We start from the raw sequence: 17,634 nt of genomic DNA, 5'->3' as shown, positions 1-17,634 counted from the left end.
CGCATTATTGCGAGTTTCTCAGAGCCGCCCGACGCACCTGAACTTGCGTTGGAGCAGTGGCGTGCGCTCAGCCGCCAGGTTCCTCTGATGTATGCGATGCTCGTGTCGAATACGGTCATCCTGGCCTGGACGCATCTGGGCGTCGCGCCGGCCTCCCTCACCCTCTACATTCCCGGCGTGCTGGTGGCCCTCAGCCTCCTGCGTACCCTGCTCTGGTGGCGGTTGCGCGGCAGGCCGCTGACCATCAGCAAGGCCCGCAGCAACCTGCGCGCGATGATCTGGGTCGGTGCCGCGCTCGCACTGGGTTTCACCACCTGGAGCTTCTCGCTCTTTCCCTACGGCGACGCCTATCTGCGCTCGCACATCGCCTTCTACATGGGCATCACCACCATCGGCTGCATGTTCTGCCTGATGCATGTCCGCGCGGCCGCACTGGCCGTCGGCATGTGCGTGCTCGTCCCGTTCACGGTCTTCTTCGTCATGTCGGGCCAGATGACGCTGATCGCGATCGCCATCAACATGGTGCTGGTCGTCTCGGTCCTCCTGATCATCCTCCTGGGCAACAACCGCGACTTTGCCGCGCTGGTGCAGTCGCGAACCGCCATTGCCACCAGACAGAACGAAACCCAGCGGCTGTCCGAAGAGAACAACCGCCTCGCCAATATCGACATCCTCACCGGCATCCCCAATCGCCGCAGCTTCGAGCGCATGCTGGGCGAGCATCTGGCCGTGGCCCAGGCGCGGGGCCAGACCATCGCGGTCGCCCGGATCGATCTCGACCATTTCCGCGCCGTCAACGAAGTCTATGGCCAGATCACCGGCGATCTGGTGCTGGCCGAAGTGGCCCGGCGCATCAATGCCATCAAGCGTCCGACTACGGTGCTGACCCGTCTCGACGGCGACAATTTCGCGCTGATCATGCACGAGCCCTGCGACGAGGCCGCTCAGCTTCGCTGCGCCGAGGCTGTCGCGAGCGTCTTCCGCCAGTCCTTCGACCTGCCGCTGGGCGTCGTGCGCGTAACGGCCTCGGTGGGCATTGCAGCATCCACGCCGGGCGATACGGCCGAAACACTCTTCGATCACGCCGACTATGCCACCTGGGTGGCCAAGCGCGACCAGCGCGGCAGTGCCGTGCTGTTCAACGCAACGCATCAGCAGGATCTGCGTCGTACCCGCTATATGGAGCACATGCTGCACACGGCCGATCTCGACGACGAGATCTATATCCTCCTGCAGCCGCAGTTCGATGTCGCCGTCGGCGAGACCACTGGCTTCGAAGTGCTCGCCCGCTGGCGCAATCCCGTCCTGGGTGAGGTCTCGCCGGTCGATTTCATTCCCATGGCCGAGCGCACCGGGCAGATCAACCGCGTCACCATGGCAGTCCTTCGCAAGGCCATCGCCGTCGCCGCCGAACTGCCGCGCAGCGTCCGGTTGTCGGTCAACCTGTCGGCCAACGATATCGGCTCGACCTCGGCCATCGAGCAGATCGTGGCGCTGATGGGCAGGAGCGCCACGCCATCGCGGATCGATTTCGAGATCACCGAAACGGCCGTCATGCGCGATCTCAAGCAGGCCAATCAGTCACTGCTGGCGCTGCTCGGGCTGGGCGCCCGCATTGCGCTGGACGATTTCGGCACCGGCCATTCGAGCCTCACCCATGTGCAGAAGCTGCCGCTCCATCGCATCAAGATCGACCGCAGCTTCGTGGCCGAGGTCAACGACGATCCGGCCAGCCGCGCCATCGTCAAGACCATGATCGACCTCTGCCGCAACCTCGGCATTTCCTGCGTCTTCGAAGGCATCGAGACCGAGGACCAGCTGCATACGCTGGTGGCCCTGGGCGGTTCGGTGATGCAGGGGTACCTGTTCGGCCGCCCGATGCAAGCGGCCCTGGTCACCGAATACCTCAAGCGCGAGCGCGGGCTTCGCCACGTCGAGGGACGCGTCGCCAGCTGAGACGAAACGGGCGGGACCGAAGCCCCGCCCATTCCCAGTTATTGTGACGCCTCGAGGTCGAGGAATCCGCCGGACTGCCGCTCCCAGAGCATGGCATAATGCCCGCCCGTGGCCAGCAGCTGGGCATGGGTGCCTTCCTCGATGATCTGCCCCTTTTCCAGCACCACCAGGCGGTCCATGGCGGCGATGGTGGAGAGGCGATGGGCGATGGCGATCACCGTCTTGCCGCGCATGAGCTGGGTCAGCTGCTCCTGGATCGCCGCCTCCACCTCGCTGTCGAGCGCCGAGGTCGCTTCGTCGAGCACCAGGATCGGCGCGTTCTTGAGCAGCACCCGTGCGATGGCGACGCGCTGGCGCTGCCCGCCCGAGAGCTTGACGCCCCGCTCGCCGACATGCGCGTCGTAGCCCTTGCGCCCCTGCGGATCGGACAGGCCCATGATCACGTCGTGAACATTGGCCTGTTCGGCAGCCCGGATCATGTCCTCGTCGGGCGCATCGTGGCGGCCGTATTTGAGGTTCTCCCGCACCGAGCGGTGCAGCAGCGAGGTATCCTGGCTGACGAGCCCGATGGCCGCCCGCAGGCTTTCCTGCGTCACCTCGCGCACATCGTGCCCGTCGATGCGGATCGCCCCCTCCTGCACGTCGAACATGCGCAGCGCCAGGTTGACCAGCGTCGACTTGCCCGAGCCCGAACGCCCGACAAGACCGATCTTCTCGCCGGGCGCGACCTTGAGGCTGAAGGCGTCGATGACCGAGCCTTCCTTGCCGCGCCAGTAGTTGAAGCTGACCTTGTCATAGTCGAGCCCACCCTGGGCCACCATCAGCGGTTTGGCGTCGGGCGCGTCGAGCATGGTCAGGGGCTGGGCGATGGTGTCCATCGAGTCCTTGGTCGTGCCGACCTGGCGGAAGATGTTGGATCCGATCTCGAGGATCCAGCCGCTCATGTTCATGATCTGCAAGGCGAAGGGGATGGCCGTCGCCACGGCCGCCGCGCTCAGCGTGCCCTGGTTCCAGCCGGCCAGCGCCAGCCAGGTCACCGACACCACGAGGCCGGCATTGAGCAGGAACAGCACGGACCACATGTAGGTAAAGACCCGCATGAGCTTGCGGAACTCGACCACGTGCCCCATGACGCTGTCGGCCACATACTGGTCTTCGTGCCCGCCGGTGGCGAAGGTCTTGAGCGTCTGGATGTTGGTGTAGCTGTCGACGATACGACCGGTCATCACCGACTTGGCCTCCGATAGGGTCTCGGAATAGCGGGCGATCAGCGGCATGGTGATGGTGAACAGCACCGCATAGAGCAGCAGCCAAACCCCGATCGGCACCAGCAGTACCGGATCGAGCTGGGCCAGCACCACCACGGCGACGACCACGAAGACCAGCGCATACCAGGCCGCGTCGATGGTGAGGTTTACCCCGATCTCGATGGCCTCGCCGAGCTGGATCACCTTGTTGGCGATACGGCCGGCAAAGTCGTTCTGGAAGAAGGTCCAGCTTTGCCGGATGACATGCCAGTGGCTCTGCCAGCGGATGAGATCGACCAGGTTTGGCACGATGCCGTGGTTGCGGATCAGCGTGTCCATCAGGAAGGCCAGTGGGCGCACCACGACCACCACGAACACCATCCACAGCAGGGTCTGGCCATGCTGGTCGAAGATTTCGCCCGGACTGGTCGTGGCCAGCATGCCGACCACCAGACCGACAAACACAGGCATGAGCGCATCGGCGACCGAGCCGATGGCAACCAGGATGATGCGAAGGATGAAAGCGACCCGGAACTGGGCGACGAAATAGGCTACGAAAGCCCGGAGGCCCATGGGCGGCTGGCGGTTTTCTGCCAGGGCGACGGGCGAATAGAGATTGTCGAAATAAGAAACGACGCGGTTGAACATTGTTCTGCTCTTTGCATGAGCCGCGCCTGACGCAATTGGAGGATCGTCAGGGTCGGTATCGGTCCGAATGGATGTGTTTTGCAACCGTGGCGGCCGCGGGTTCTCGGATCAGTCGAATGCTGTTGGTGTCACCCATCTGGGTTCTCCTCTTGGTTGGTTCTGTCTTTGCCTCTCCCTGTGGGGGAGAGGCAGGAAATCACTGCGCCGCTTCTTCCGGCTCGTCCAGTTCCAGGAAGCCGCCGGACTGGCGGTGCCAGAGCTGGCTGTAGATGCCGCCCGTATCCACCAGTTCCGAATGCGTGCCCTGCTCGACGATGCGGCCCTTATCGAGCACCACAAGCCGGTCCATCATGGCGATGGTCGACAGGCGGTGAGCGATGGCGATCACCGTCTTGCCCTGCATCAGCATCTGCAGCTGGCTCTGAATGGCCGCCTCGACTTCGGAGTCCAGCGCCGATGTCGCCTCGTCCAGCACCAGGATCGGGGCGTTCTTGAGCAGCACGCGGGCAATGGCGATACGCTGGCGCTGGCCGCCCGAGAGCTTCACGCCGCGCTCGCCGACATGGGCGTCGAACCCTTTGCGGCCCTGCAGGTCGGTCAGGGTCTGGATGAAATCTGAGCCTTCGGCCTGTTCGGCAGCCGCCAGCATCATCTCTTCGGTCGCATCGGGACGGCCATAGATGATGTTTTCGCGCACCGAGCGATGCAGCAGGGAGGTATCCTGCGTCACCACGCCGATATTGGCCCGCAGGCTGTCCTGGGTCACCTGGGCAATGTCGTGCCCGTCGATCAGGATCTTGCCATCGGCCCGGTCATAAAAGCGCAGCAGCAGGTTGACGATCGTCGACTTGCCGGCGCCCGAACGTCCCACGAGGCCGATCTTCTCGCCCGGCCGGATGTGCAGGTTCAGGCCTTCGATGACGCCCGATGTCTTGCCGTAGTGGAACGAGACGTTCTCGAACTTGATGTCGCCATTGACTGCCGGCAAGGTCTTGGCGTCGGGCTTGTCCGAAACGACACGCGGCAGCGAGAGCGAACTCATGCCGTCGCGCACCGTGCCGATATTCTCGAACAGCGACGACATTTCCCACATCACCCACTGGCTCATGCCCTGGAAGCGCATGACCAGGCCCAGCGACACGGCCAGCGAACCGGGTGTCATCAGACCCTGCATCCAGAGCCAGATGCCAGTTGCGCCCACGGCGAACAGCAGCAGCGAGTTCGACCATAGCACCAGCGTGTTGAGCACGGTGAACAGCCGCATCTGCCGGTAGGCCGTGTCGAGAAACTGGTCCATGGCCTCGCGGGCATAGGTTTCCTCGCGGTTGGAATGGCTGAACAGCTTCACCGTCGCGATATTGGTGTAGCTGTCCACGATGCGGCCCGTCATCATCGAGCGCGCGTCGGCCTGTTCCTGGGAGATCTTGCCCATGCGCGGGATGAAGTAGAACATCATCGCCACATAGGCGGCCAGCCAGACAAGGAACGGGATCGCGAGGCGCCAGTCGGCCGAGGCCGCCAGGATCACCGCGCCGGTGAAATAGACGACCACGTAGACGAGCATGTCGAGCAGCTTCATCACCACTTCGCGCACGGCGAGCGATGTCTGCATCAGCTTGGCGCCGATGCGCCCGGCAAACTCGTCCTGGAAATAGCTCATCGACTGGCGGATGAGGTAGCGATGACTCATCCAGCGAATGCGCTGCGGGAAATTGCCCAAAAGGGTCTGGTGCTGCACCAGCGTCGACAGCAAGGCCACGCCCGGCACGATGAAGACGATCATGGCGCCCATGAGGGCCAGCTTCCAGCCGTCGGTCTCGAGGAACGTGTCCGGATCGGCGCCCGCAAGCCAGTTCACCACATCGCCAATGAAGCCGAAGATGATGATTTCGCCGATCGCGACGGCAGCCGCGGCAGCCGCCATCAGCGCCAGCCAGCGCTTGGCGCCGTGGCTGTAGTGCAGGCAGAATTCAAGCAAGCCCTTGGGCGGCTCGACCGGGTCTCCCTTGGGGTATGGATCCAGGCGCGATTCGAACCAGCGCAGCATGATAGTGACCTCACTCAGTCGATAGGCGGCTCGCCTTGGCCCGGCCAGACCCTGCGCATCGGTGCAGGTGGCTCTCGTGGCCGTCGGTCAGCGCCGCACGGAAATTTTGGAACCAACGCTCGTGCAGACCCGTCTAGCCGCAGAGGAACGTCGTGCAGACAGCCACACAGCGTCTCCTCCGGTATGACGTCCAGTTGACGTCAAAGAGACATGCTATGCAGCCGAGAGCCGCGTAGGATACACGAGAGCGACGAGTCTACTGTCACCGGACAGACACAGGCGGGATGGATTGGTGCGGTATTTGTTTATCCTGGGCAAATTCCATGAACTCCATGCACTTGGCAGTCGCTCGGCTTGACCTGTCCATCCTCGCGATGGCGAGGTGACGAGGGGACCGCCCGGTCGAGCCGGGTGTTGACGAAAAAGGGCACGGTTCACGCAAGGAACGTGGCCCTGGTAAAAACCAGCGTCCGGCATCTGTTGTACGGACCAGAAAACGACTGGACTGCGGCATGCGTACCGAGACCGAACAAACCATCTACCTCAAGGACTATGCACCGACACCCTATCGGATCGTGTCAGTAGACCTCGATTTCAAGATTCTCGAAGACACGACGCGCGTCCGGGCACAGTTGACCATTGAGCCGCGCGAACAGACGCCGCCCGGCACGCCACTTGTGCTCAATGGCGATGAGCTCAAGCTCGATTCCGTCGCCGTGGACGGCGCGCCGCTGGTGCTTTCGGCCTATGTCAGCGATGCCAATGCACTGACGCTGGTCGAGCCGCCGCATCGGCGCTTTGTGCTCGAAACCGAAGTCACGCTCAATCCGGCTGCCAACACCAAGCTCATGGGCCTTTATCGCTCGAGCGGCACCTGGTGCACGCAGTGCGAGCCGGAAGGCTTTCGTCGCATCACCTACTATCTCGACCGCCCTGACGTATTGGCCCCGTTCAAGGTCCGCATGAGCGCGCCGAAGGCGCTGGCGCCGGTGCTGCTGGCCAACGGCAACCTCGTGGACCAGGGCGACTTGGGCGACGGCATGCATTATGCCGTGTGGGAAGATCCGTTCCTCAAGCCCGCCTATCTGTTCGCGCTGGTCGCCGGCGACCTCGGCTCGATCTCGGACAGCTTCACCACGATGAGCGGCCGCAAGGTATCGCTGGGCATCTATTGCACCCACGGCAAGGAAAACGAATGCCACTACGCCATGGACAGCCTCAAGCGCTCCATGGCCTGGGACGAACGTCGCTTCGGCCGCGAATATGATCTCGACGTCTTCAACATCGTCGCCGTCTCCGATTTCAATTTCGGCGCGATGGAGAACAAGGGTCTCAACATCTTCAACGACAAGCTGGTCTTCGCCCAGCCTGAGACCGCGACCGATGCCAACTACCATTCCATCGAGCGCGTCATCGCGCACGAATACTTCCACAACTGGACCGGCAACCGGATCACCTGCCGCGACTGGTTCCAGCTTTGCCTCAAGGAGGGCCTGACGGTCTTCCGCGATCAGGAATTCACCTCGGACGAGCGCAGCCGGCCCGTGCAGCGCATTCATGACGTGCAGAACCTGCGCACGTCGCAATTCCCCGAGGATGGCGGTCCACTCGCCCACCCGCCGCGGCCCGACAGCTTCCGCGAGATCAACAACTTCTACACGACCACAGTCTACGAAAAGGGCGCCGAGATCGTCCGCATGCTGGCCACCCTCCTGGGCGAGGCCGGTTTCCGCAAGGCCATGGACCTCTATTTCGAGCGCCATGACGGCGAGGCGACCACGATCGAAGCCTTCATCAAGGTGTTCGAGGATGCGAGCGGCCGTGACCTTTCCCAGTTCGCGACATGGTATCTCCAGGCCGGCACGCCGCAGGTCGGCGTTACCGACAGCTACGATCCTGCCAGCCAGACCTATACGCTCACGCTCACGCAGAAGGTGGAGCCGACCCCGGGCGAGCCGACCAAGAAGCCATTACTGATCCCGGTTCGCTTCGGCCTCATCGGCCCAAATGGCAGCCCGATGGGTTTTGGTTCGGTGTCCGGCGGCGCGGTCGAGGATGATCTGATCCTCCTCGACAGGGACAGCGTGACGCTGACCTTCACCGGTGTCGCCAACAAGCCGGTTCCGTCGCTGTTCCGTGGCTTCTCGGCGCCGGTCAAGATCGCCTCCAACCTGGGGCAGGAGGAGCTCCTGTTCCTCGCGCGGCACGACAGTGACCCGTTCAACCGCTGGGACGCCCTGCAGACCGCCACGACGACCCTTATCGCCAATGCCGCGACCGGCACCGCATGGTCCGGTACCGAAGTCGACGCCCTGCGTCAGGCGCTGGTCGACACGCTCGACAACCCGGAGCTCGATGACGCCTTCAAGGCCCAGGTCATCGACATACCGACCGAACCGGTCATTGGCCGCCATATCGGCAAGAACGTCGATCCGGATGCCATTGCCAGGGCACGCGCCGATCTCGTGCGCGCCCTTGTCGGTCCGGTCGCCGAGAAGCTAGAGAGCATCTATCGCGGCCTTGAGGTCACGGCGCCCTATAGCCCCGATGCCCGACAGGCCGGCCAGCGCTCGCTGCGCAATGGTCTGCTGAACCTTTTGACCACAGGATCGGATCGCGGATCGGATCTGGCGAGCCGCCAGTACGACAATGCCACCAACATGACCGATCGCTATGCCGCGATGGCCATATCGGCGCGCAACTGGACCGCAGGAGCCCCTGCCCTTCTCGGCGATTTCCGGACCCGCTTCGCCGGTGATCCGCTGGTCTTTGACAAATGGCTCACGGCGTCGGCCCAGGCTCCGGATGATGGTGCCATCGAGCGGATGCGCGCCACACTTACCGCGCCGGATTTCCCCAGGACCAACCCCAACCGCCTGCGGTCGCTTCTGGGCAGCTTCGTCATGGCCAATCCGGTGCAGTTCGCCCGAGCCGACGGCCTGGGCTTCCGTTTCGTCACCGAGGCGGTCGCCGAGATCGACAAGGTCAACCCGCAGGTCGCCTCGCGCATCCTGACCGGCTTCCGCATCCTGCCCACGCTCGAGACCCGGCGTCGCGATGTCGGTCTTGACGCGCTCCGGGCGCTCAAGGAGCAGCACACGCTCAGCCGCAATGTGAGTGAAATCCTCGACCGGATCATCGCCGGGTGAGGCATCTTTCGGGGGGCGGACGTGTTTGTCCCCCGATCCACGCCGACGGGACCCGCAAACGCTAGCGATGTGCTAACGAATTGCTGCGGACGCGCGAAATTCAGCGCAAAAAGTTGGAAGAATTTTTCTTCACCGCTAAGTGATTCAGCCGACTCCGCTTTTTCCGTTTGGTCCAGAATCGGCCTCCGGGGCACTCTGGACAATCACCATCGACCTGATTCATACCTTGTTAAGGGCAAGTTCGGCTTGGGGCTAAACCCTTTTCAAGGATGGAGAATTTCATGCGGTCGTCGGAAGTTTCCGGCGCCGGCGCACTCGGATTCCGCGTCGGCCAAAGAGATCAAAGACAGAGCCGTCGCCCGCAGAAGCCATCCGCCAGCGCCTGGCACTTTTCGCGCACCACCGCCGCCGTCGCCGGCACCGCCTTCCTCGCCGCGAGCCTGTTCGTCGCTTACGACGCGATCCAGGCACTGGTCGGATTTCAACAACAAATTCAATTCCTTGCTGAGCGCGCAAAGGATGAGTCCCTGCTCGCTCTGGCATCGGCAGACCCTCTGCTCGGCGGCCGGGCCGAGGCCAGCCTGGCGGGTGGCAGCACGCCGACCGTCGCGTGGAACGCCGAGCCCGATGCAGCGCTGGCCGGCATTGCCGGGCGCGGCGCCGCCGCCTTCGCCCTCGCCGGTCTCCTGACGCTCGCCACCTCGCGCCGCCGCCGGGATGGAATGCCCGATCCGGCGCGGCGGGAAAACTACATGCAGTTGGCCGCTGCCATCCCCATGGGCCTTGCATGCTGGACCGGCACCGGCCAACTCATTGTCTGCAATGATCAATATCGACGCCGTCTCAATCTCGAAGACACGCGCCTGACCTACCATCAGGCCGTCGGGCGCCTGATCGCGGGCGGCTACATGAAGCTGATCCGCGAGGATGACAACCTGCGCATCCTGGAACTTCATTGCGAGGATGGTACCTGCCTGCAGATCGACGAGCGTCCCCTCGGCGACGGCGACTTCATGACCCTGGTGTCAGACATCACCGAGACCAAACGGACGGATGCCCTGCTCAGCGCCATCAGGGACGAGCAGCGCCTGCTGGCACGGCGGTACCATGAGGAGAAGCTGAAGGCAGAGGCCGCCAGCCGCGCCAAGACCAACTTCCTCGCTCATCTCAGCCACGACATCCGGACGCCGCTCAATCACATCATCGGCTTTGCGGACCTCATGCAGCACCAGACGTATGGGCCATTGGGCGACGACCGTTACACGGACTACATCCACACGATCAAGAGCTCGGGCGAACACCTGCTGGCTTCCTTCGGCGCCATTCTCGATCTCACTGAATTGGAGAACGGAACCAAGCCTTTGCGGAATGATCCGGTGCTGCTGGACGAAGTCCTTGCTGCCGTCACCCAGCGCTTCCTTGGTCAGGCGCAGCGCGCTGGCATCGCTCTTGATGTTGGTCCGCTGACCGGCGCGGTCCTGCGCGGTGATCGGCTGGCGCTGATCCGCATGGTCGGCAATATCATGGACAACGCCATGCGTTTCACCCGTCCCGGCGGTCGGGTCACGCTGGCCGGTTTCGCGGCCGAGGATGGTGTGGTCATCGAGATCAGCGATACCGGCGTCGGCATGAGCGAGGAACGCCTCGCCACCCTGAGCCAGCCGTTCGCGCTGGGCGACGCCACTTTCACCCGCGAAGGCGCTGGCCCCGGGCTCGGCATTTCAATCGCGCGGGCCATTGCGGAGCTCAGCGGCGGCCGCATGGCCATCGATTCCAGCCCTGCTCTCGGGACGACCGTCGCCATCTCCCTGCCAACCGATCCTGCTGCCGCCGGCCTGATCGCGGCCTGAGGGCCAAGGATCAGGCCTGGCCAAGCTCCGGCCGGATCGATGGGCTAGAGAGCTGGCGCCTGCGCATACCAGGCCTCTGCGGCACTGGCGACTTCAGCCCGCATCTCCTGCACGTCTGCCTCCAGCCGCGCAAAGTCGGGATAATTGGCGAGGTGGGCCAGCAGGTCCTTGAATGCCGGGGTCCAGGCCTCTTCCTTGAACGGGCTGACCAGCGCCGAACTCATAACCTGCAACACGGTGGCGTAGACGCCGTGTATTGCCGCCAACCGTTCACCCGCCGGAACGAGGCCGACCTCTCCGAGCCGGGCGAGCACCCGCGCTGTCGGTGCCTGCGGAACACCAATCCGCGCTCCTGCCACGAGCTGCGCCGACTGCGCGATGAATTCGAGATCGACAAGCCCACCTGAAGCAAGCTTGAGATCGAAGGCATGGCGGGGCTTGCGTTCGCGCGCCATCAAGGCGCGCATCGAAACGACATCCTCGATGGTCTTGGCCCGATCGCGCGGGCGCTCCATGACCTCTGCGATGGCATCATCGACCTGTGCCCCGAGATTGCCTGTGGCAGCGATGACGCGCGCGCGGCTGAGTGCGAGATGTTCCCAAGTCCACGCATTGTCCTTGTGGTAAGCCCGGAATCCGGAAAGGCTGGTCGCCAGCGGGCCGGAATTTCCCGAAGGGCGAAGCCGCATGTCAGCCTCGTAGAGCACGCCTTCGGCCGTAGGGGCCGAGACGGCAGCGACCAGGCGCTGGGTCAGCCGGGCGAAATAGTGTGCCGTCGAGAGCGGTCTATCCCCATCGGATTCAACGTCGGGCGCATCGTATAAAAGGATGAAATCAAGGTCCGACGTGTAGGTCATTTCGCGGCTCGCCATCTTGCCGAAGGCCAGAAGCGCGATCTCAGAGCCGGCGATGCGGCCGTGACGGGTGGCGAACTCTTCCCGAACCTTGGCAAACAGCCGATTGAGCAGTGTTTCGGCCAATGCGGTGAACTGCTCCCCAGCGCCCTGCGCACTCACCGTGCCGGACAGCAGGCCGGCAGCCACCAGGAACTTCTGTTCCTGCCCGATGATGCGCGCGCGATCGATCAGTTCTTCGTAGGAGCGGGCGTCGGCGAGAAAAGCATCGACCTTGGCGACCAGCACATCGCGATGGGTGACGTCGTTGGCAAAGGCCGGGTCGATCAGCCCGTCCATGACATGGGCGCGGTGGATGACCGCTTCGGACATGCGGGGGGCGGAGGCCATGAACTGCACGAGAAGCGTGCGGAGCTGTTCATGATTGCGCAGCAGGGCGAACAATTGGACGCCGCCGGGGAGCCGCGACAGAAAATCATCGAAATGAGCCATGGCCGCATCGGCGTTTCCGGCCCGCCCGAATGTCAGCAGAAGCGCCGGCAGCAGTTCGGTCAGATGGGCACGCGCTGCGGACGTGCGGGTGGCGGCGTAGGAACCATAGTGCCACTTGCGCACGGTCTCGATGGCCTTGGACGGGTCGGTGAAACCCATCGACGTCAGCGTTTCCAGCGTTCCGGGATCGTCGTCACTGCCCGTGAAGACGAGATTGCCCTCGCCTGAACCCAGCGTTTCGCCTTCGGTGAAGAGTTCGGCATAGTAGCGCGCGACGCGTTCGAGGGCGGCGCGGTAGGCCTTCTCGAAGGCATGGAGATCCGTTTCACCCATCAACCGGCCGATGACCGCCACATCTTCGGCCGTATCGGGCATGATGTGGGTCTGCTCGTCGCGCAGCATTTGCAGCCGGTTCTCGACGGCCCGGAGAAACCAGTAGGTTTCGGTCAGTTCGCGGGCAGCCTTGTCGCTGATCCAGTTGGCTGTGGCGAGAGCGGCAAGAGCGTGCGACGTGGGTCTGACCCGCAGGGCCTTGTCGCGACCGCCGGCGATCAATTGCTGGGTCTGGGCAAAGAATTCGATCTCTCGAATTCCTCCGCGACCGAGTTTCACATTGTGTCCCTCGACGCGAATGTCGCCGACCTTCTTGGAGACGTTGATCTGGCGCTTCATCGCCTGGATATCGGCAATCGTGGCAAAGTCCAGATGCTTGCGCCAGACATAGGGCGCAAGGTCCTTGATGAAGGCCTCGCCCACTTGCTTGTCGCCGGCGCAGGGTCGCGCCTTGATCCACGCGGCACGCTCCCAGTTCTGGCCGCGTACCTCGTAATAGGCGAGCGCCGCATCGAACGAGATCGCTACCGGGGTCGATCCGGGATCGGGACGCAGTCGCAGGTCGGTGCGGAACACGTATCCGCCCACCTGCCGGTCCTCCATCAGACCGACCAGCTTCTGGACCATGCGCGAATAAATCTTGGTCGCCTCCGACGGATCCGCCAGCACCGGCTTTTGCGGATCGAAGAAGGCGACGATGTCGATGTCGGAAGAATAGTTGAGCTCACGGCCACCGTGCTTGCCAAGAGCAAAGATGGCGAGCCCGGAATTCGCCGCCGTCGCTTCTTCGCGCGAAAGGACCAGCTGGCCCTTTTCATGGGCCTGTCGCATCAGCAGGTCCATGGCCGCATCAAGGGCCGCGTCCGCCAGGTCGGACAACGCCTCGGTCGCCCTTTCGGTCGTCCAGGCGCGTCCAGTTTCCGCCACTGCCGCCAGCAGCGCCGTGCGACCCTTGGCCTGTCGCAGAACGAGCGCCACTTCGTTTTCCTCGGCGCTGCTCCCAGCTTCGGCCACCTCGGCGATCAGCGCCGAAAATGCAGCATCGGGGCCCGTATCCAGTGCCTTGCTCAGCCAAGCAGCATGAGTGCGCGTGATATCCATGAGGTAGGGCGCGGCCTCGAGCAGCGGCCCCAGCAGCGGCTCAGCCCTGCGCAAAACGTCGGGAAAACCCGCCTCTGCCAACATGGCATCGAATTGGGGATGATCGGCGGGCGGCAGCGGCGCGAGGGTGATGCTCATTTTCGAGCCATAGCGTGCGCTCCGCGCCCCTGCAAGATGCCGCGCCTAGGCGGCAGGCAGCACGATAACCGCCTTCACACCGGGTTGGTTGTCTTCGATGCTCAACGTGCCACCGTGCAGTCCGGCGACGGCATTGACGAGCGACAGGCCGAGACCGGAGCCAGGTTCTGAGCGACTCTTTTCGAGGCGGACGAAGCGCTCCAGCACCCGCCGTCGGTCGGCTTCAGGGATGCCGGGACCATTGTCGGCAACGCAGATCGTCACCTGCCCCGCATCGCGGCGCAGTTCGACGCTGATCTTGCCGGGCGTGTCGCCGTCGGGCTTGGCGTATTTCACTGCATTTTCCAGCAGGTTGACCATGGCTTGGCCAACCAGTTCGCGGTTGGCCTTGAGCATGACATTGGGCTCGATACGAGTTTCAACGGCGATACCCTCGTCTTCCGCGACTGGGCCATAAAGTTCGGCGACGTCGGCGACGATGTCGCTGACGTTGATGTCGGACAGCGCGCCCGAGGGTGCACCGGCCTCGGCCCGTGCGATCATCAGCAGAGCGTTGAAAGTCTTGATGAGGCGATCGCTCTCGACGATCACCGCTTCCAGCGCCTTCTCGCGATCCTCGACGCTTGCGGTATCGCGCAGCGCGCCCTCGGCCTGGTTTCGCAGCCGCGTCAACGGCGTTTTGAGGTCATGTGCGACATTGTCGGTGACCTCCTTGAGCCCCTGCAGCAGCTGCTCGATCCGGTCGAGCATGGCATTGAGGTTGATGGCCACCTGGTCGAATTCGTCGTTGCGGCGGGTCACCGGGACGCGCTCGCTGAGGTTGCCGGACATGATCTTGCTGGAGGTCTGCTGGATCGTGTCGATGCGCTTGAGCACGCGTCGCGCGGTGATGCCCCCTGCGATCAGCGAGAACAGGATGATGCCGACAACGCCGACAAGAAAACTCTGGAGGATGATTGCCGAATATCCCCGGCGCTCCACGACGTCGCGGCCGACCACGAGACGCATGCCATTGGCCAACTCGACGGACCGCACCACCGCCACGCCTTCGCGCTGGCGCGGCGGGCGCAAGTCGTCGCCCGGGCCGTCGCCCAGCGGATTGGGCCGCTCGTAGTCGAAACTATAGACGCCGGGATTGATCACGACCTCGACCGGCACGTCGGTGACATTGCCCAGAAGATAGAGGCCGGAGGCATCGCCGAGGTAGTAGATGCCCGGACCGGGTTGCGATGACAGGCGGTTCACCGCGAAAGCCAGGGCCCTGATGCCCTGCATTGCCTCGATGCGCTGGAACTGCCGGATTTCGCGATCGATATCGTCGGCCTGCTGGCGCTGGATCTGCACGCTCGACTGCCAGCCGATAAACGCCATCAGCAGAATGGCGAAGATGATGAAGATGGCAATGAAGGTGGCGGTGAGGCGAACCGTCGACGTCCGCCAGACCTGGGCAAATCGGCTCACGGCCTACTCCCGGATCATATAGCCGGCGCCGCGCACGGTGTGCAGCAGCGGATTGGCATGGCCCTTATCGATCTTGGAGCGCAGCCGCGACATGTGCACGTCGATGACATTGGTCTGCGGGTCGAAATGGTAGTCCCAGACGTTCTCAAGCAGCATGGTGCGGGTCACGACCTTGCCGGCATTTTTCATGAGGTATTCGAGCAGGCGGAATTCGCGCGGCTGCAGCAGGATGCTTTCGCCATCGCGCTCGACCTTGCGGCTGAGGCGGTCGAGCGTCAGGCCGCCGACGGCGTAGCTGGTCGCGGCCTCGGACGGGCTCGAGCGGCGGGCAAGGACTTCGACGCGGGCGAGGAGTTCGGTGAAGGCGTAGGGCTTGGTGAGATAATCGTCGCCCCCTGCACGCAGACCGGTGACACGGTCATCGACTTCACCGAGCGCAGAAAGGATCAGCACCGGCGTCTGGTCGTCCTCGGCTCGCAGGCTCTCGACGATGGAGAGGCCGTCGCGCCGGGGGAGCATGCGATCGACGATGAGAACGTCATAGTCCATGCCGGATGCCATGGCGTAGCCGGTTTCGCCGTCGGCGGCATGGTGCGTTACATGTCCGGCTTCATCGAGGGCCTGGACGAGATAGCTCGCCGCTTCGCGGTCATCTTCGATCAGCAGGATTTTCAACGGGACGCTCCGGATACAAGAGTGGCCCCGGGAGCAGGTCCCGGGGCCGGATCGTGTTACTCGATCGGCAGGCCGATGAAGCGGGCTTCACCGTCGCGGGCGATCTTGATCAGGGCGGTATTGAGACCCTTTTCCTTGACGCCGGCAATAGCCTGGTCGAACTCGCCGGGCGTGGTCACGGCCTGGTTGTCGACTTCCTGGATCACGTCGCCCGTCGAGATGCCGCGCTGGGCGGCCGTGCTGTCCTGGTCGACGTTCTGGATCAGGAGGCCACCCGAGCCGTCACCATTGGGGACGAGGGTCATGCCCAGGCTGGTCGCGGATTCGGGAACCGGAACTGGCGGCACCGGCTGATCCGGGTTCTGCGCGGCGGCAGTTTCGTCGAGCTGCTGGAGCTTGACCGAGACAGTGGTCTCGGCGCCATCGCGCCAGATGGTCAGCTCCACCGTGGAATCCGGAGCCTTGCTGGCGATGGTCCGGCTCAGATCCAGAGCATCGCTGATGTCGTCGCCATCCACCTTGGTGATGATGTCACCCGACTTGACGCCAGCGGCGCCGGCAGGGCCATCCTCGGTCGGCTCGCGTACGATCGCACCGCGGGCGCTGGGCAGGCCGACGCTGTCGGCGATGTCCTTGCTGACGTCCTGGATCGACACGCCCAGATAGCCGCGAGTCACGGTGCCATCGTTGATGAGCTGGTTGACGATCTGCTTGACCGTGTGGGCCGGGATGGCGAAGGCGATACCGACATTGCCGCCGTTGGGCGAGTAGATGGCGGTGTTGACGCCGACGACTTCACCATTGGTATTGAAGGCCGGGCCGCCCGAGTTGCCGGTGTTGACGGCAGCGTCGATCTGCAGGAAGTCGCCATAGTTCGAGCCGCCGATGTCGCGACCGGCGCCCGAGATGACGCCGACAGTCACGGTACCGCCGAGGCCGAACGGGTTACCCACGGCAACGACCCAGTCACCCACGCGGCTCGCCTGTTCCTCAAACGTCACGAAGGGGAGGTCTTCGCCTTCGATCTTGAGAACGGCGAGGTCGGTGCGCTCATCGGTGCCGACCACTTCGGCAACGTGCTCGGAGCCGTCGTCGAACACCACGGTCACCTTGGTGGCATCCTCGACCACGTGGTTATTGGTCACCACATAGCCGTCAGCGGAGATGATGAAGCCGGAACCAGCCGCCATGAAGTGGCGTGGACGTTCCTGGCCGCCGGGGCCTCCGGGGCCACCAGGGCCACCCTGTCCGCCGGGACCGAACTGGTCGAAGAAGTCACGGAAGGGATGGTCTTCCGGAAGATCCGGGAAATTGAACTCGAAATTGCGGCCACCGCTCTGGACCTGGCGGCTCGGCGCCTCGGCCTCGACCAGGATGGACACGACGGCGGGCTTCACGGCCTCGACGAGGTCGGCAAAACCCTGCTGCACGGTGGCCTGCGGGACCACGATCTGCGCGGCATTCTGGACCTGGGCATTGGCGGCCTGGCCGGTCAGCACAAAGGCGGTGGAAACGCCGCCGACACCGACCATCAGGGCAAGTGCCGAAGCGCCCAACCAGCGACGGGTGCGCGAAAGAACAGTCGAACGCATGGGAACGTATCTCCTTCGAAAAGCTCTCAACAGCTTGTGGGGATACATATGGAACGGCGCGCCTTTCTATGAAGTTGCGCGCACATTAAGC

Annotated in this window: 9 protein-coding genes; 3 read left to right on the top strand and 6 right to left on the bottom strand. The window is 63.7% G+C overall.

What is annotated here, in order from left to right; genetic code table 11:
* The first annotated feature begins 87 nt into the window (after positions 1-87).
* Positions 88-1,956 (top strand): putative bifunctional diguanylate cyclase/phosphodiesterase, encoded by a 1,869-nt coding sequence (locus tag CCK88_RS02435; RefSeq protein ID WP_170926327.1) that lies wholly within the window; start codon positions 88-90, stop codon positions 1,954-1,956.
* 38 nt (positions 1,957-1,994) lie between these two features.
* Here CCK88_RS02435 and CCK88_RS02430 read toward each other — a convergent pair whose 3' ends face one another.
* A complete protein-coding gene (locus CCK88_RS02430) occupies positions 1,995-3,851 on the bottom strand; it encodes an ABC transporter ATP-binding protein (protein ID WP_086468950.1) in 1,857 nt (618 codons plus the stop codon).
* A gap of 196 nt (positions 3,852-4,047) precedes the next feature.
* A complete protein-coding gene (locus CCK88_RS02425) occupies positions 4,048-5,898 on the bottom strand; it encodes an ABC transporter ATP-binding protein (RefSeq protein ID WP_086468949.1) in 1,851 nt (616 codons plus the stop codon).
* 512 nt (positions 5,899-6,410) lie between these two features.
* On the opposite strand from CCK88_RS02425, the gene pepN reads away from it, so the two are divergent.
* Positions 6,411-9,047 carry an aminopeptidase N gene (gene pepN, locus CCK88_RS02420; RefSeq protein WP_086468948.1) on the top strand — a complete coding sequence of 879 codons (2,637 nt, stop codon included), beginning with the start codon at positions 6,411-6,413 and terminating at the stop codon, positions 9,045-9,047.
* A 281-nt stretch (positions 9,048-9,328) separates the two neighbouring features.
* Positions 9,329-10,897 (top strand): sensor histidine kinase, encoded by a 1,569-nt coding sequence (locus CCK88_RS02415; protein ID WP_170926326.1) that lies wholly within the window; start codon positions 9,329-9,331, stop codon positions 10,895-10,897.
* Positions 10,898-10,941: 44 nt separating this feature from the next.
* On the opposite strand, the gene CCK88_RS02410 is transcribed toward CCK88_RS02415, so the two are convergent.
* From CCK88_RS02410 to CCK88_RS02395, 4 genes are read right to left on the bottom strand one after another with little or no spacing between them, the layout of a single operon-like run.
* Positions 10,942-13,815, bottom strand: a complete 2,874-nt coding sequence (locus CCK88_RS02410) for a bifunctional [glutamine synthetase] adenylyltransferase/[glutamine synthetase]-adenylyl-L-tyrosine phosphorylase (protein WP_086468946.1) — start codon at positions 13,813-13,815, stop codon at positions 10,942-10,944.
* A 45-nt stretch (positions 13,816-13,860) separates the two neighbouring features.
* Entirely contained in the window at positions 13,861-15,276 is a 1,416-nt protein-coding gene (locus tag CCK88_RS02405; protein WP_086468945.1) for a HAMP domain-containing sensor histidine kinase, read from the bottom strand.
* Between the two features lie 3 nt (positions 15,277-15,279).
* Positions 15,280-15,951 (bottom strand): response regulator transcription factor, encoded by a 672-nt coding sequence (locus CCK88_RS02400; protein ID WP_086468944.1) that lies wholly within the window; start codon positions 15,949-15,951, stop codon positions 15,280-15,282.
* Between the two features lie 56 nt (positions 15,952-16,007).
* Positions 16,008-17,543, bottom strand: a complete 1,536-nt coding sequence (locus CCK88_RS02395; RefSeq protein WP_086468943.1) for a Do family serine endopeptidase — start codon at positions 17,541-17,543, stop codon at positions 16,008-16,010.
* Between the last annotated feature and the right edge of the window lie 91 nt (positions 17,544-17,634).

Origin of the sequence: Devosia lucknowensis, from assembly GCF_900177655.1 — a bacterium.
Classification (GTDB): Bacteria; Pseudomonadota; Alphaproteobacteria; order Rhizobiales; family Devosiaceae; genus Devosia; species Devosia lucknowensis.
Note: the sequence above shows the minus strand (reverse complement) of the source record. Positions and strands in the feature narration are given on the sequence as shown.

Coding starts and splice junctions, on each gene's coding strand:
- CCK88_RS02435 (WP_170926327.1), top strand. CDS start 88: ATGTATGCGATGCTCGTGTCGAATACGGTCATCCTGGCCTGGACGCAT.
- CCK88_RS02430 (WP_086468950.1), bottom strand. CDS start 3,851: ATGTTCAACCGCGTCGTTTCTTATTTCGACAATCTCTATTCGCCCGTC.
- CCK88_RS02425 (WP_086468949.1), bottom strand. CDS start 5,898: ATGCTGCGCTGGTTCGAATCGCGCCTGGATCCATACCCCAAGGGAGAC.
- pepN (WP_086468948.1), top strand. CDS start 6,411: ATGCGTACCGAGACCGAACAAACCATCTACCTCAAGGACTATGCACCG.
- CCK88_RS02415 (WP_170926326.1), top strand. CDS start 9,329: ATGCGGTCGTCGGAAGTTTCCGGCGCCGGCGCACTCGGATTCCGCGTC.
- CCK88_RS02410 (WP_086468946.1), bottom strand. CDS start 13,815: ATGAGCATCACCCTCGCGCCGCTGCCGCCCGCCGATCATCCCCAATTC.
- CCK88_RS02395 (WP_086468943.1), bottom strand. CDS start 17,543: ATGCGTTCGACTGTTCTTTCGCGCACCCGTCGCTGGTTGGGCGCTTCG.